Genomic DNA, 15,096 nt, shown 5'->3' on the forward strand with positions numbered 1-15,096 from the left:
GTAATAAGCATAAGGGTAGGATAAGTCTTTTCAAGTCTTTAATCAATGATAAAATATTTTGCATGGCTTAGCTTATTTAATGATTAAAAGGAATGAGTTAAAGAGAGGTTGCTATAAATTTCATTGAACGAAGGGAGGGTAATATCTTTTGAATTACTCCTGAGGTAATTGACCGATAGATTAGCCGCATTTCTTTTGGTAAAGCGGAAAGAACCATTAAAACTGCCATTTAAGATATTCCCGGCATCTTTTCCATTATTTTTCTGTTGCTGGTAACTCAGCATTGCATTCAGGCCCAGCTTTCCTTCTAACAGATCTTTACTTGCGCCAACAGAAGGTCCAAAGAACACGGTATGCCCCAGATAAATATCAGCAATCGTGTAATTAAAGGATGTGTTAAAATTCAGGCCCTTTCTGGGAAAGCCCAACTGATAAGATAAATTGGCCATTTTACTGTCAGACTGGCTTTGGGCTGAAGTAAATTTGTTTAAATCAACCAATGCCTGAATATTGCCCACCAGAATAAAACTGTGTGAAATCAGAGTATCGGCAATGCTGTATCTCAACATAGCATTCAGGTTATGGTTGGTTTTCGCTACCCTTAAAGTGTCAACCACGGGGTTTAAGCCCCTGTCCTGGGTAACCCCATAATTGGAATAACGCAGGTCGATACCAAACTGCTGTTTGTTATAGGATGCATTTATTGAGCCTATTTTTCTGTTCGACTGATACGCCTTATCATGTAAAAGATTATCGTTTTGCAGGCCAAAAGTACCGTTGAGCTGCATCTGCCCTTTCAAAAGTTTAACACCCCCTTCAAGGGTATAATTTTGTACATCGTTTTCGAAGTAATAAGCGCCCATTGATTTAAAGTCAGGGTCTATCCGCTTGTATTTTACCAGCACATTATAGTTTTTGCCCTGGTAGCCCAAACTGGTATGCCCGGCAGTTAACAATTGTGTGGATGCATTGAGTGTAATGAGGTCTTTAATAAAATCTACTTTTTCCAGTTTCAGATTTTTAACCGTATCAGCCAGCAGGTTACGGGTAAATATGCTACCTGCGGCTTCCATATCAAATGTAAAATACTTTAGAAAACTGAACCTACTGGAAATCCCTAATACCAGGTTTTCAGAGGGAGTTAAGTTAAAAGAACTGGGTTGGTTTTTTATAGAGCCAACCTGGTCTTTTCCCTTTACAACAATCACGTCCACATGGTTTCGCTCTGTTCCCCAGCCCAGTTTAGCACTAAAGCCCTTACGACGGTAGGCCGGTGTCTGAGAAAAAGCAGATACCTGCAAAGGGTCTTCTTCAACAGCTTTATTGAAACGACCATAAATAAATCCAAACCTCAGTTTACCAGGGTTTAGTTCCAGTCCGCCACCCAAAAAATTATAGCCCGCCAGTGTATAGGGCGACCATTGTATACTTTGCCAGCCTGCATGCAGGGTAACCCATTTGTAAGTAGGACTGATGCCATACTGATTAAAAGGTTGTGTAAAACCTCTTTGCTGGTCGCTAACCACCACACTAAAGGGGAAAGCAATACCATACAAGGAAATGGTAGGGGCACCATTGAAAAGGTAAGAGAAAGCCCTTTGTCTGGCCGGGATACCGCTTGAACTATAGGTCCCCAGCCCTAAGCCCAAGGTGCCATTTATGGTAAATGGTTTTTGCTTAACCAGTTGTTCCACATCCTGCGCAGCAAGGTATCCGATATTCAGCACCAGGATAAAAGAGAAAATCAGCAAGGTTTTCATAAAGAAAGTAATTAATAGAGCTGTTTAAAATCTCTCTCCTGTAAGTTGAGCTGCTGCATTGTTTTCTGCATAGGCGTATTACGGTTAACACTGCTGATTACGCCTGTAACCGTTTTCGGAATTATTACAAACCTGATCTTACTAAATCGCCGCGGTTCGTTGTCTTTTCCAGCTGCCGTATTCGCATAAATACGTATGGTAGCTTCTGTGGCTGTGGTGTTGAGCGTGTAATTGTAGTTGACATAACCATCCAGAGAACTAAAAGGTAGCGCTACCCATTCCGCAGCCAAAGGCGTAGTAGTATATGGCATAAACAGTGCATAAACCAATACAGCAGCACCATTAATGACAGGTTGTGTGGCAGGTGCAGGTATTTTAAACACTGTGGTTGAATCGTTAGAATTTCCATTCTTTATCATCCGCAACCTAAAATCGTATCTGTTATCGAAATCCACAAAATTCCACGAAAACGTACTTATATCCTGTGTTTCAAATGTATAAACGGTGGCACCTACACCGTCCGATCCTCTTAAGGAGGTGCCTACTGGCCATACGCCATTAACTTTTGGCCCATATATCACATAATTGGATAAAGCAATATAAAAATCTCCATCGTTTCCTATGGTATTTTGAGGCGCATTTAAACCGCTTAATATGGTATTTCCATTTGTTCCGTTGGTCCCATTTATTCCGTCATTACCATTTACACCATCGGCACCTCTAAGGGAAATACCCCCACCCCAGCCATCTACAGATTTAGGGCCATACATGGACGCCGTACTGCGATTAAAGTAATAATCTCCGGTTTTACCTAATGCCAGATCAGGCGCCCCCATACCGCTGTAAATGATGGTTCCATCAGCTCCGGGAGGACCAGCAGGCCCTTGTGCACCAGCTGTACCGCGCAACAAAATGGGGATGCCCCAACCATTAGCTGCCTTTGGCCCATATAACTGGTAATTGGTTTTATCCAGGTAATAATCGCCTGCAACGCCCATACCGGCTGTCGGAATACCATTGCCACTCAACGTTGTACTTCCATTAACCCCATTTGTCCCGTTTGTACCATTGGTGCCATTTGTTCCGTTGGTACCATTTGCACCCATCAGGGTAAGCGGGGTACCCCAACCGCCGGCAAGCTTGGGGCCATATAAATTGCCTGTGGCCTTGTCCAGATAATAATCTCCCAGGTTACCGGTACCAGCAGCAGGAACACCGGTTCCGCTATACATGACACTCCCATCTTTTCCTGCAGCACCTACGGCGCCGGCATTGCCTGTTGCCCCCTGAGGACCGGCAGGTCCCTCGGGACCTACCAAACCTTGTTCAGAGCAAGCGCTCATCATAATATACAGACTGAATATAATAACAGATAAGTATTGCTTTTTCATAATAATAGATAATAAGGATGATATACTTTGTTGGTTGATTTGATCAAAATGCCGGGTTAATTGAATCGGGGTGGTAGATGACCCTGAATTTCCCCTCTGCCAGTTTACTGGTTCTATTCGGATTCGTTTCATAGGATGCATACAATACCGGAGAAAATGTTCCCTCGATCACATAAGCTGTTTTATCACTTTTATCCACTTTTGTAATTTGTACAGCATTTTCCTGCACCGTTACCTCTGAGTTTACACTGGCCATTTCCCTGTCAGAGCTTTTGGCCTCAGGATAATAAAATATACCGCTTAAAATGCCATTATCGTTATTCGTGGACGGGTAGTTACCGGGTACAATTTTATCTATCGTATGAAAAGATAAATCCATTCTCGACCCATCCGGCGCCTCGGCAAAAATGGAGAACTGCCGGCTCAGCGTTTTATAACTTAAATTATAGGTGTTGTATGCTTTGGATGGAAAGGCCTCCCATAGAACTCCATCTATTTTAACAGAAAAGTACTGATCAGTGTCCCTTTTCACATCAGCCTTAACTTCCTGTTTACTAGTCCCGGAATTTGTGCCACACGATCCTAGGAAAAGAGCAACAGACAGCAAAAAATAACTGCCTGTTGATTTGATAAACTTGAACCTGCTTTTCATTGGTATATGTTTTTATTGACTAAATCTAGGTTCAGAACAATAAAAACCCCGGTACTAATCTACCGGGGTATCGAAATAATCGGTGAACGGATGGTGTTTTTATAAAAAGATAACCTGTATGGTTGTGCCCTCAGTATTACTCGTAATCTTCAATACTGCATTTATTTTGAGCAGGAGTTCTTTTACGATCAACAAGCCATAGCCAGAGGATTTACTTTTTACATGGTTATTGTTCAATAACTCTTCAATCTTGTCGCGCGGAATAACCTCTCCATGGTTTAATATAGATAAGAAGGATTGTTTCTGGTCGTTCAGTCCCGCATTCAGATAAATAACACCACCGCTAAAGGCATGATTAATGGCATTCTGAAGCAAATTGCGCAATACAATCGTCAGTAAATTCTGATCAGTCCGGATATGGCCGGGACCGGAAGCTATGCGGATTTCTAATTCTCTGACCTCAGCCTGCCCCAGCATCAGCGAAGTCGTTTCCTCAAAAAGTTCCTGTATATTGACCTCATCGGTGTTCAACTCAAAGTTGTCCATCTGACTCTTAGACCAGATCAGCAGGTCTTCCATAGTTTCCAATAAATGGGATGAAGATTGCATCAGCCGCTGCTGGTGTTTCTTTTTCTCTTCCTCTGGCATCAAACCGGCCTGCTCCTGTTGTAATTTCAAAAAGGTAAAAAGCTGACTTACAGGGCTACGCAAATCATGCGCAATAATGCCAAAAAGCTTTGTTTTTACTTCATTGGCATTAGTTAACTGCTCGTTCAGCGAATCCAGTTCCTTGTTCTTCTTATCCAGCAAAAGATTTGCTTTCTGTTTGTTCCTAAAGTTCAGGTAAATTAACGCCAGGGCCCCCAGCAACAGCAATGCGCCGCCAATCAATAACCAACGTGTAACGGCCTCCTGTTTTAATTCCAGCTTTTTAAGTTCATTTTCCCTGTTCAGTTCTGCTATCTTTTTTTGCTTGAAATCGTTCTGAAACCTGGCTTCCATTTCTGCCAGGTTCAAGGATATTTTGCCCTGGCTCAAGGAATCAGAAACCATTACATATTTGCCAAAATAGGCTGCAGCATCAGCATCCTTACCCGATTTGATCAGTACTGCGGTCAGTGATCTCAGCAAATCTGCATATTGCTCCTTATTGTAAATGCGCGCGCCGTGTTCTGCCATTTTATAATACTTAACGGCTTCCGCATACTTATCCAGTTGTTTATAATAATCGCCGTAGGCAATATTGACCGATGATGCCAGCAGCTCACTGTTGTCTAATCGCAGCTGTTTACCGGCTTTATCTACATACAATTTAGCGGCTTCGTAATTACCCGCCTTTAATTCCAGTGTGGCCATTTCAATATTCGAAGAAACCAGCTCTGACCATCGGGAAGGTTTTGTACCTGCAGCTTTATGCAGCAACCCATAATACTTAAGCGCTTCTTTTTTGTCGTTCAAAAGGCTATACGTTCTAACCAGCTTGCCGTAGGCACTGATATCGTAAATGATAGACAGGTTCAAATAAGGCCGGGCCTCGTTTAAATATTCCAGGGCTTTGTTAGGCTGCTTTAAATACAGGTAAATCTCTGCAACCATCATCAGGATCACCCCATAGTCCAGTTTCCTTTTTATAATTTTTGTGGTATCGGCAATGGGTTTATGTAAAGCTGCGCTTTTCAGAAAATTGCCCAGGGCAATACTATAATAAAATTTCTGCTGCTGGTTGTACAAACCCAGGTTATAATATACATCCCCTTTGTTTTTTAAAGTGTCTGTGCTTTCTGCAAGCAGTTTCAATTTCTGTGCAGCTTCATCGGCCTTACTTTGCAGACCCATGTAATGATATACGGCAACCAGGTTCCCCAGAGGCTTTAAACTGCTTTCCAGCAAATTTGCCTGTGTAGCTTCGGCATATGCTGCTTCAAAATGTAGCCTGGTTTTAGCAAAATTCTGCTTGTAGTAGTAGCCCGTACCAATTGCCTGGTTAAAAAAGAACCTGTAAGCATGCTCTTTTGCAGTGGTAAGACGCAAACCTTCTTCCGCAGTACCGATCAACTGGTCCAAACTCTCGGGTTTCCCCGATAATACAGCACCAATTGCTTCACAAGCTTTTTTCTTTTCTTTAAGTAACTTAATATGCTCAGTATCCTTTGCCAGGCAAACTGCACTTAAAAAAAAAGCGCATACAATCAACAGTGTTCTGCTATACATCTCAATTGAACTTAAAGGCCGATCTGGCCTGACTAAGGTAGGTTTTGCCAACAGGCAGCATTCCGGCACCCATATCTATTTGTTTTACATGAAAGCATTGTACCTTATTTATCGCAATTACGTAGCTCCTGTGGATCCGCATAAATTTACCTGCAGGTAACGACTCCAGAAAAACAGACAGGGTTGCCAGAGTCAGATATGTCCTTTTTTCTGTTACAATCTTTGTGTAATCGCCAAAAGCTTCCAGATAGATCACCTCACTGGCCTGAAGCCTGACCGTCGTATGTCCTTCTTTAAATACGATTTGCTCAGAATCAAACAAAACATCGTAAGACCTTGCCTTTTCCCTGAGCGACAAAAAATCGTCTAATCGGCTTACACAAGCATTAAACCGCTCTGTTTCCAACGGTTTTAGGATATAGTCGAAGATCTTTAGCTCAAAGCACTCCAGTGCGTATTCCGGATGGGAAGATATAACTACACACAGGGGTACACAGCCGTATATACTTTTAAACAATTGGAGGCCACTTACATCCGGCATGTCAACATCAAGAAATAAAAGGTCTGGTTTGTTCGTGCCTATGCTTTCAAGGGCCGCGGCCGCATTTTCATAGCTTCCCAGCAACCTGATATGGCTAAATGGTTTAAGCGCTGTTTCGACAGCTATTCTGTCTAAATAACTGTCATCAACAACAATACAGCTAAGGGTCCCCATCATAAAAACGTTACATTTATTCATCCGAAGGTAGTGCTATGCTGAAACTACACATAGTAAAAATCGACGGATTTTAGGTTATCGGATTGAAAAACTGGCTTGAGTGCCACTCAGAAGGTGTGCATCCATAAAAGCGCTTAAATTCTTTAATAAAATGGTTCTGGTCAAAAAAACCATAGGTATAAACCAGTTCCTGCCAATCCGTATGCTGCTGCCTGCCTATAAAACTATTGATGTGATTGAAGCGGACAATACGGCTAAATGTTTTAGGGCCAAACCCCACCTTTTCCCTGAACTGATCCCCCAGTGTAGTTGTAGACATCCCAATACTTCTTGAAAGTTCTTCAATCCTGATGATCCCCCGGCTTTTCTGAATCGTTTCACACGCATAGGCAATCCGGTCAACGTCAGTTTTTTCAGTCAAAAGCAAACGCTTCAGAAGCCAGGCTTCCAGGAGCTCAATAACCTTAAACGGGCTATGGGCAACCGCTCTAAGCTGTTCAGTTAAACTTATAGTCTCTGGGAACAACAATCTCATATCGGTACCCTGATTGGCCAAATACCGTTGCGGAATCTTAAAAAATTTAAAGGCCCCATAGGGCTTAAATATGATCTGGACAAATTTCTTAGGGAAACGGTCAAAGACCCTGCCCTGGTCAATCAATCCTACAAAACAAAGCGGGTAACCCGAAATCTCCTCGACTCCGGTTTCACGGAACTGATGGTACTCATCTAAAACAAATGACATCTGCGTATGCGCCACCGGATAAATACTCAATGAAGTAAGATTATCGTCGATCGCACCAGGCCCCATATAACAATAGTGCTGTACATAAGGCTGAAGCACCGGATGAGGGGCAAACACATTGATGTTTACATTATCTTTCATAGTTCACAAGCGCGCCATTTATTTCAAAAACCATTATAAAAATAAGTAAAAAAAAGACGCCAATACTATTCCTTTCATTCAAAATATTTTATCAACATTTTGAATGAAATACTAATATTATTAGTATTTTTAGCTAATGATATTAGAAGACGAAAAACCGGATAATTATGTGAAAGGAAGGGGTGCTCAGTTCAATCCTCATAACCGTTTTGCAAAAAACGATTATGTGAAAGATCATGAAGAAGCCATCGACGACTGGGAAGAAGAAGACCATAAGACCACTTTCATCTTTGGCAAGTCCAAATCTATCGTCAACAAAGTAGAAAGCCCAGACGTTGGTATGGCCTATTCACTCAATCCCTACCAGGGCTGCGAGCATGGCTGCACCTATTGCTATGCCCGGAATGCACATGAATACTGGGGTTTCAGCGCTGGTCTCGACTTTGAACGTAAGATCATTGTTAAAACAGATGCACCAGAACTTTTTAAAAAGTTCCTTCAAAAGAAAGGATGGGATGCTTCGGTTATTTCTCTATCAGGCAATACAGATTGTTATCAACCTGCAGAACGTAAGTTCAGGATCACCAGGCGGCTGCTCGAAATTGCATTGGAATACCGGCAGCCTATTGCTATGATCACCAAAAACGCCCTGATATTAAGAGACATTGACCTCCTCACCGAAATGGCTAAACTAAACCTCTGCATGGTGTACGTATCCATCAACAGCCTCAATGAACAGTTGCGGCAAAAAATGGAGCCCCGCACCACAACTGCAAAACAGCGGCTTAAAATAGTAGAGCAACTGAGCAAAGCCGGTGTACCTATGGGCGTAATGGTAGCCCCGCTTGTCCCTGGATTGAGCGACCATGAGATCCCTGCTATACTGAAAACCATAGCCAATTGTGGCGCTATAGCCGCTGGTTATACCGTGGTCAGGCTTAACGGGGCAATCGGAAGCATATTTGAAGACTGGCTCCGAAAAAACTATCCCGATCGTTTTGAAAAGGTATGGCACATGATCCAGTCCTGCCACGGGGGGAATGTAAACGACAGCAGGTTTGGTGAAAGAATGCGGGGCGATGGCAATATTGCTAAGATGATAAGAGATAACTTTAAACTGCATTGCCGGCTAAACCACCTGAATGAAATAAAGCCATCCCTGGATTCAAGCCTTTTCCGTGTGCCTAAAGATCAGTTAAGTATGTTCTGAACCCCTTTGTAAGCGTATCGGCAATGCTGCCATCTTTACGATGATAAATGATATAAGCTTCCATACCTTTCCGGGCATTCACAAATTTTAAGGCCTCGTCTACATCCATAGCCATTATGGGACTATCATAACCATCGGCTGTCATCGCATCTTTGGCATAAATGGTTACACTGATCAATGCGTTCTCAATCGGATAACCTGTTTTGGGATCAATTAAATGGGTTATTTTTTTTGCCCCTTTTTGCAGATACTTTCTATAATTTCCAGCGGTAGTTATTGCCCCGTTATTGATCTTCACTACATGCCTGATCACCGGTTCTGCCCCGGCCGAAACAGCAGGACCTTCAATTCCTATACGCAGGGAAGTACCATCGGGCTTAGGGCCTTTCATTCTCAACTCGCCCCCTATCTCTACAACAAAGCAGGATATTCTTTTTTTCAACAGGTAGCCCGCAACCACATCTACACTATAGCCCTGGGCAATCCCGTTAAGGTCAACCTTAATACAGTGCTTGCTTTTCTTCAGATAATTTCCTTTCAGGCTCAGGTTGTTCATGCCCACACATCCCAGCAGTTCCTTAACCCTGGCACTATCCGGGAACTTACTTACCGGTTTTGCACCGAATCCCCAGGCTTGTACAAGCGGCTCAACCGTCGCATCAAATTTACCCTGCGTATCCTTATAAATGTCAAACGACCTGCGCATCACCTTTGCAAAATGCGGATCAATAAAAAGACCATCTTCTGTAGCATTAAACCTGCAAATTGCAGAATAAGGCTTATATAAGGACATGGAGGAGTCTATAACACTCAAAATACTATCTACTGCCCTTTTGGTAACGATACTATCAACAGCAAAATACTTTACTGTATAATCCGTTCCCTGGGCATAGCCATGAATGCTATACTCCCGCAGCTCTTTCTTTTCATGAAGGAGAAAGAACAACGGGAGTAATAATAAAATGATATATTTCTGGATAAGCAGCAAACCTTAAACCACTTTGGTTTTTCCCGGAACAGGAACCGGGTACAATCCGTCCGCATCAGGCATCAGGCGCGGATTGGCATTCCAGCTCAACGTTTCAGGCATCAGGCTATTGTCGGCCTTTAATGCATCATCCCATTTGATCACCTGTCCGGAATAAGTAGCATACCTGCCAATGATAGCTGTAAAGCAGCTTTTAGCAGCCCGCTCCGCATCCTGGAACTTAAATTCACCCTTGGTTATAGCAGCAAACAGCTCATCGTGCTCGGTCTGATAGGGATTAGGGTTTCCTTTTGTAGGGTGGTTGTATATTTCCTTGCCTTTATGGTCCCATAAAACTCCGTTATGTCCTGCCGACAGGTAAACCCTTCCTTTGGTTCCCTGAAAAGTCTCATCCACACGGTTGGCAGTACCTTCAAAATGCCTGCACTGGCTATAGATTACAGCACCATCGGCATAGGTCAGCTCCACGGCATGGTTATCATAAATCTCACCATAATCCTTACCTGTTCTCCAGGCACGGCTTCCGGTTCCCTGAACCGAAACCGGATAAGCATTTTTAACCCAGTTTGCAATGTCTATATTGTGTACGTGCTGCTCTACAATGTGGTCACCACAAAGCCAGTTAAAGTAATACCAGTTACGCATCTGGTATTCCATCTCTGTCTGGTTAGGCTGGCGCTTTTTAACCCATACCCCACCACTGTTCCAGTATACCTGTCCGCCAACAATATCGCCAATCGCATCGTTCTGAATGCGTTTCAATACCTCTCTGTAATTTGCCTGGTATCTGCGCTGCAAGCCTACCACAACATTTAATTTCTTTTGTTTGGCTATTTCCGCTGCCGCAAGCACCTTACGGATCCCCGGAGCATCAACAGCTACCGGTTTTTCCATGAAAACATGTTTCCCTTGTTTTACCGCCTCTTCAAAGTGCATCGGGCGGAATCCCGGAGGCGTAACCAGCAATACCACATCAGCAAGGGCTATAGCCTTCAGATAAGCATCAAAGCCCACAAACCTGCGGTCCTGCGGAACATCTACTTTTTCTTTAAACCTTTCCGCAAGCTTGGTATAGCTGCTGTTCAGCCTATCCTCAAAAGCATCGGCCATAGCTACCAGCTTAACATTGGCTTTGGTACCAAGGGCCTGGAAAGCAGCACCCGTTCCACGGTCGCCACAGCCTATTAAAGCAATTTTAATGGTATCATCGGTAGAAGAATGTGCTCCGGCAAAAGCAAACTGATCTAACATTACCCCTCCTGCAACCAGTGCAGAGGCTTTGAGAAATTCGCGGCGTTTATCCCGCAGTTCAAGGTTGTTCATTTTGGTTGATTATTTGGTTTTTAAATTTGTGAGTTAGGTATTAATAATCTGCTATTGGTGCTTTATTGTAATAGGCATCAATTTCAGCTTTCGATGGGGCTTTCGCCGGCCTCACCAACCTGATGCCAATAAAAGGTGCTTCCGGAAACCACCAGTTGCTTTTTGGAATCTGTGGATCCAGTTGCTTCCACACCGGATCAGAAGGCAACCTGGATGCAGAACGAACGTCCCTGGCCGCATCATCATACGAGCCTCCGCGAATCACATTGGCATACAATTTATTGGGAACAGCAACCGGGTTATTGGCTTTCTCTCCCTTTACACCTGCATAAAAATCAGGCACATACTGGTCATAAGTCCATTCGCCTACATTTCCGTACATATCATACAGGCCCCATGGGTTGGGTTGTTTTTTACCTACGGGATGTGTTTTACCCTCACTGTTTGTTTTATACCAGGCATATTCACCCAGCTTCGATTCATCATCCCCAAAAAAGTATTCTGTAGCACTTCCTGAACGGCTGGCATACTCCCATTCCGCTTCGGTAGGCAGGCGATAAAATACGCCTGTCCGGGCATATAACCATTTACAAAATTGTATGGCATTGTAATGCGTCATCGCCAGGGCAGGATGGTTTTCCTTTCCCATCCCAAAGGTCATATCCAGATAAGGTTTGGTTGGCCTGGTCACAGCATCTACATTTGCAGGTACCGGGCCTGTGCTGTGCGTAGTCTCATAATCCTTATACAAAAAGGGCTCAAATATATCCCAGGTTACTTCCACCGCACTCATCCAAAAAGGATCAAGCTTAACTTTGTGTACCGGCTGCTCATCCGGCTTTCCTTTTTTACTGCCCATTAAAAACTCTCCGGCAGGGATAGCTTTCATTTCAAAGCTTAGCCTGGTGCCGTCAATCTGTTGTGTGTAGGCCTCATGTTTTTCCTGGGCAGTGGCCTGGACAACAAAGAAAACAAGGGGCAGAAACGTGGATATTCTAGACTTCATTTGTTAATATTTGGTACAATTGATATTTAACCCTAACCTATTTTCTATCTAAAATAGAGGCATTTATCTGAATAACCAAAATCTATTTTCACAAATTGTGTAAAAATAACACTAAGTAAGATAAAGTAATAAAAATTAACCCATAAAAAACCCCGGTCAGCTTTTCGCCAACCAGGGTCTTCTCTCCATCTCTCCGCACCTTATTCTATACTACCTTCTTCTTTTTTCTTTTTTTTACCCGGACTTCTGTTCTCCACCACAATCTGTTCTGTTTCTTTATTGTAGTCAATTTCCAGAATATCCCCGTCGTGGATCTCGCCTTTAAGGATTTCCTCGGCAATAGGATCCTCCAGGTACTTCTGAATGGCACGTTTAAGCGGCCTTGCACCAAAGTTCGAATCAAAGCCTTTATCGGCAATAAAATCTTTGGCTTTATCGGTCAGCTTCACCTCATAACCTAAATTATGTACGCGGCCAAACAATGATTTCAATTCTATATCAATGATTTTGAAGATCTCTTCTTTACCCAATGAATTAAACACCACCACATCATCCACACGATTCAGGAACTCAGGGGCAAAAGCACGCTTCAAAGCATTCTCAATTACACCTCTTGAATGGGCATCTGCCTGATTGGTTTTTGCCGAAGTAGAGAAACCTACTCCCTGTCCGAAATCTTTCAGCTGGCGCGCGCCGATATTAGAAGTCATAATGATGATCGTATTTCTAAAATCAACTTTACGGCCCAGGCTGTCTGTCAACTGCCCTTCATCCAGCACCTGCAACAGGATATTGAATACATCAGGGTGTGCTTTTTCAATCTCATCCAGCAAAATTACAGCATAAGGTTTTCTGCGCACTTTTTCGGTCAGCTGCCCGCCTTCTTCATAACCCACATATCCCGGAGGCGCACCCACTAAACGTGATACCGCGAATTTCTCCATATACTCGCTCATGTCTATCTGAATCAGTGAATCATCACTGTCGAACATGAAGCGGGCAAGTTCTTTGGCCAACTCAGTTTTACCCACCCCTGTCGGACCTAAGAAAATGAAAGAGCCGATAGGTTTTTTAGGGTCTTTTAATCCGGCCCTTGTACGTTGTATCGCTTTGGTCAGCTTTTTAATCGCATCGTCCTGTCCAATGATCTTGGCAGCAACTGTATCGTACATGTTCAGCAGCTTAGCGCTGTCTGTTTGTCCAACACGTTGCAAAGGAATCCCGGTCATCATCGAAACCACTTCCGCAACATTGTCTTCCGTAACGGTATAACGTTTTGTTTTGGTTTCTGCTTCCCATTCGGCCTTCGCACGGTCAAGCTCTTCCAAAAGGTTCTTTTCAGTATCCCTTAGTTTCGCAGCTTCTTCGTATTTCTGGCTTTTTACAACTTTATTTTTTTCAACTTTAATCTCTTCAATCTTGTTCTCAATGCCAATGATATTTTCAGGAACATGGATATTTGTCAAATGCACCCTTGATCCGGCTTCATCCAAAGCATCAATTGCTTTGTCTGGTAAGAACCTGTCTGTAATGTACCTTGAAGTTAAGGCTACACAGGCATTGATGGCTTCATCCGTATAAGTTACCCCATGGTGATCTTCGTATTTCTCTTTGATACGGTTCAGGATCTCGATGGTTTCATCAGGTGAAGCAGGCTCAATCATTACTTTCTGGAAACGACGGTCTAAAGCCCCATCTTTTTCAATATACTGACGGTATTCATCCAATGTGGTAGCACCTATGCATTGTATTTCGCCCCTTGCCAGTGCAGGTTTAAACATGTTCGAAGCGTCCAGTGAACCGGAAGCCCCGCCAGCACCTACAATGGTATGGATTTCATCAATAAACAGGATGACGTCTGTAGATTTCTCCAACTCGTTCATCACGGCTTTCATACGCTCTTCAAATTGTCCGCGGTACTTGGTACCTGCAACAAGTGATGCCAGATCTAAAGTAACCACACGTTTATTGAACAGCACCCTCGATACTTTACGCTGAACGATACGCAGTGCCAGCCCTTCTGCAATGGCCGACTTACCTACACCCGGCTCACCAATCAGGATTGGGTTGTTCTTTTTACGGCGCGACAAGATCTGTGACACACGTTCAATTTCTTTTTCGCGGCCCACAATCGGGTCTAAACGTCCTTCTTCCGCAGCCTTGGTCAAGTCTCTTCCAAAATTATCCAGAACCGGGGTTTTAGATTTGATATCAGATACCTTTTTAGGGCTGCTGAATGATTCTTCTTCGCGGTAGTCATCATCTCCACCTGTTGATGCACTGTTTTGCGTTTCGTCTCTGAATCCGTTTTTATTCACTTCAACCTCCTGTTTAAATATCTCGTAATTGATGTTAAACTGTAACAAGATCTGCGAAGCGATATTATCATCATCGCGAAGGATAGAAAGCAACAGGTGCTCTGTACCTATCAAATCGCTTTTGAAGATCTTTGCTTCAAGATAAGTGATCTTTAAAACCTTTTCTGCTTGTTTGGTTAAAGGGATATTCCCCAGATTAACCGTTACACTGGACGTACCCCTAACTGAATCTTCTATTGAACGACGAAGTTTTGAAGTATCAACACCTAGTGATTTTAATATCTTAATGGCCATACCATCGCCTTCGCGAATAAGGCCTAACAAAAGATGTTCTGCGCCTATGTAATCGTGACCTAGTCTCAGGGCTTCTTCCCTGCTAAAAGAAATCACGTCTTTTACTTGTGGAGAAAATTTAGCTTCCATATATACCTTTCTAAATCAGGAATGCTCTAAACTATAAAATTTGTTTTATAAATGAGCACCTGCATTTTTATTATTTTATCAACAATTACGCCATAGCGGTGGAAATAGATGTTGTAACTGCCATTATTTCAGAAAACTTACCATGTTTTGACTTAAAACACGCGCCTACGTTTAAAGGTACCACAATTTCAGCAAGCCTGCATACCCAAT

At 43.1% G+C, this 15,096-nt stretch carries 11 protein-coding genes; 1 reads left to right on the forward strand and 10 read right to left on the reverse strand.

The window, feature by feature from the left end; all coding sequences use genetic code 11:
• Nucleotides 1-83: 83 nt before the first annotated feature.
• From ABIE26_RS19865 to ABIE26_RS19890, 6 genes are all read right to left on the reverse strand, one after another.
• The gene (locus ABIE26_RS19865) at nt 84-1,760 is read right to left on the reverse strand and encodes a hypothetical protein (protein WP_310145136.1); all 1,677 of its coding nucleotides are present in this window, start codon (nt 1,758-1,760) and stop codon (nt 84-86) included.
• A gap of 11 nt (nt 1,761-1,771) precedes the next feature.
• Nucleotides 1,772-3,151, reverse strand: coding sequence for a hypothetical protein (locus ABIE26_RS19870; protein ID WP_310145137.1), 1,380 nt, complete (start codon nt 3,149-3,151; stop codon nt 1,772-1,774).
• 43 nt (nt 3,152-3,194) lie between these two features.
• Entirely contained in the window at nt 3,195-3,803 is a 609-nt protein-coding gene (locus tag ABIE26_RS19875; RefSeq protein ID WP_310145138.1) for a hypothetical protein, read from the reverse strand.
• 99 nt (nt 3,804-3,902) lie between these two features.
• The gene (locus ABIE26_RS19880; RefSeq protein WP_310145139.1) at nt 3,903-6,014 is read right to left on the reverse strand and encodes a tetratricopeptide repeat-containing sensor histidine kinase; all 2,112 of its coding nucleotides are present in this window, start codon (nt 6,012-6,014) and stop codon (nt 3,903-3,905) included.
• 1 nt (nt 6,015) lies between these two features.
• Nucleotides 6,016-6,732, reverse strand: a complete 717-nt coding sequence (locus ABIE26_RS19885) for a LytR/AlgR family response regulator transcription factor (protein ID WP_310145140.1) — start codon at nt 6,730-6,732, stop codon at nt 6,016-6,018.
• A 70-nt stretch (nt 6,733-6,802) separates the two neighbouring features.
• The gene (locus tag ABIE26_RS19890) at nt 6,803-7,618 is read right to left on the reverse strand and encodes a helix-turn-helix domain-containing protein (protein WP_310145141.1); all 816 of its coding nucleotides are present in this window, start codon (nt 7,616-7,618) and stop codon (nt 6,803-6,805) included.
• A gap of 136 nt (nt 7,619-7,754) precedes the next feature.
• Between ABIE26_RS19890 and ABIE26_RS19895 the strand changes: the two genes are divergently transcribed.
• Nucleotides 7,755-8,828, forward strand: a complete 1,074-nt coding sequence (locus ABIE26_RS19895) for a PA0069 family radical SAM protein (protein WP_310145142.1) — start codon at nt 7,755-7,757, stop codon at nt 8,826-8,828.
• Here the strand turns inward: ABIE26_RS19895 and ABIE26_RS19900 are convergent.
• The 4 genes from ABIE26_RS19900 to ABIE26_RS19915 all read right to left on the reverse strand — a co-directional run bounded on the left by ABIE26_RS19900 (nt 8,803) and on the right by ABIE26_RS19915 (nt 14,886).
• Nucleotides 8,803-9,774: an FAD:protein FMN transferase gene (locus ABIE26_RS19900; protein ID WP_310145143.1), complete on the reverse strand. Its 972-nt coding sequence runs from the start codon at nt 9,772-9,774 to the stop codon at nt 8,803-8,805. The two genes, ABIE26_RS19895 and ABIE26_RS19900, sit on opposite strands and share 26 nt — an antisense overlap.
• A 45-nt stretch (nt 9,775-9,819) precedes the next feature.
• Nucleotides 9,820-11,139 carry a Gfo/Idh/MocA family protein gene (locus ABIE26_RS19905; protein WP_310145144.1) on the reverse strand — a complete coding sequence of 440 codons (1,320 nt, stop codon included), beginning with the start codon at nt 11,137-11,139 and terminating at the stop codon, nt 9,820-9,822.
• A 40-nt stretch (nt 11,140-11,179) separates the two neighbouring features.
• On the reverse strand, nt 11,180-12,145 hold the full coding sequence (locus tag ABIE26_RS19910; RefSeq protein WP_310145145.1) for a formylglycine-generating enzyme family protein: 966 nt from the start codon (nt 12,143-12,145) through the stop codon (nt 11,180-11,182).
• A 200-nt stretch (nt 12,146-12,345) separates the two neighbouring features.
• Nucleotides 12,346-14,886: an ATP-dependent Clp protease ATP-binding subunit gene (locus ABIE26_RS19915; RefSeq protein ID WP_310145146.1), complete on the reverse strand. Its 2,541-nt coding sequence runs from the start codon at nt 14,884-14,886 to the stop codon at nt 12,346-12,348.
• Nucleotides 14,887-15,096 lie beyond the last annotated feature (210 nt).

The organism is Pedobacter africanus, assembly GCF_040548825.1.
Lineage (GTDB): Bacteria > Bacteroidota > Bacteroidia > Sphingobacteriales > Sphingobacteriaceae > Pedobacter > Pedobacter africanus_A.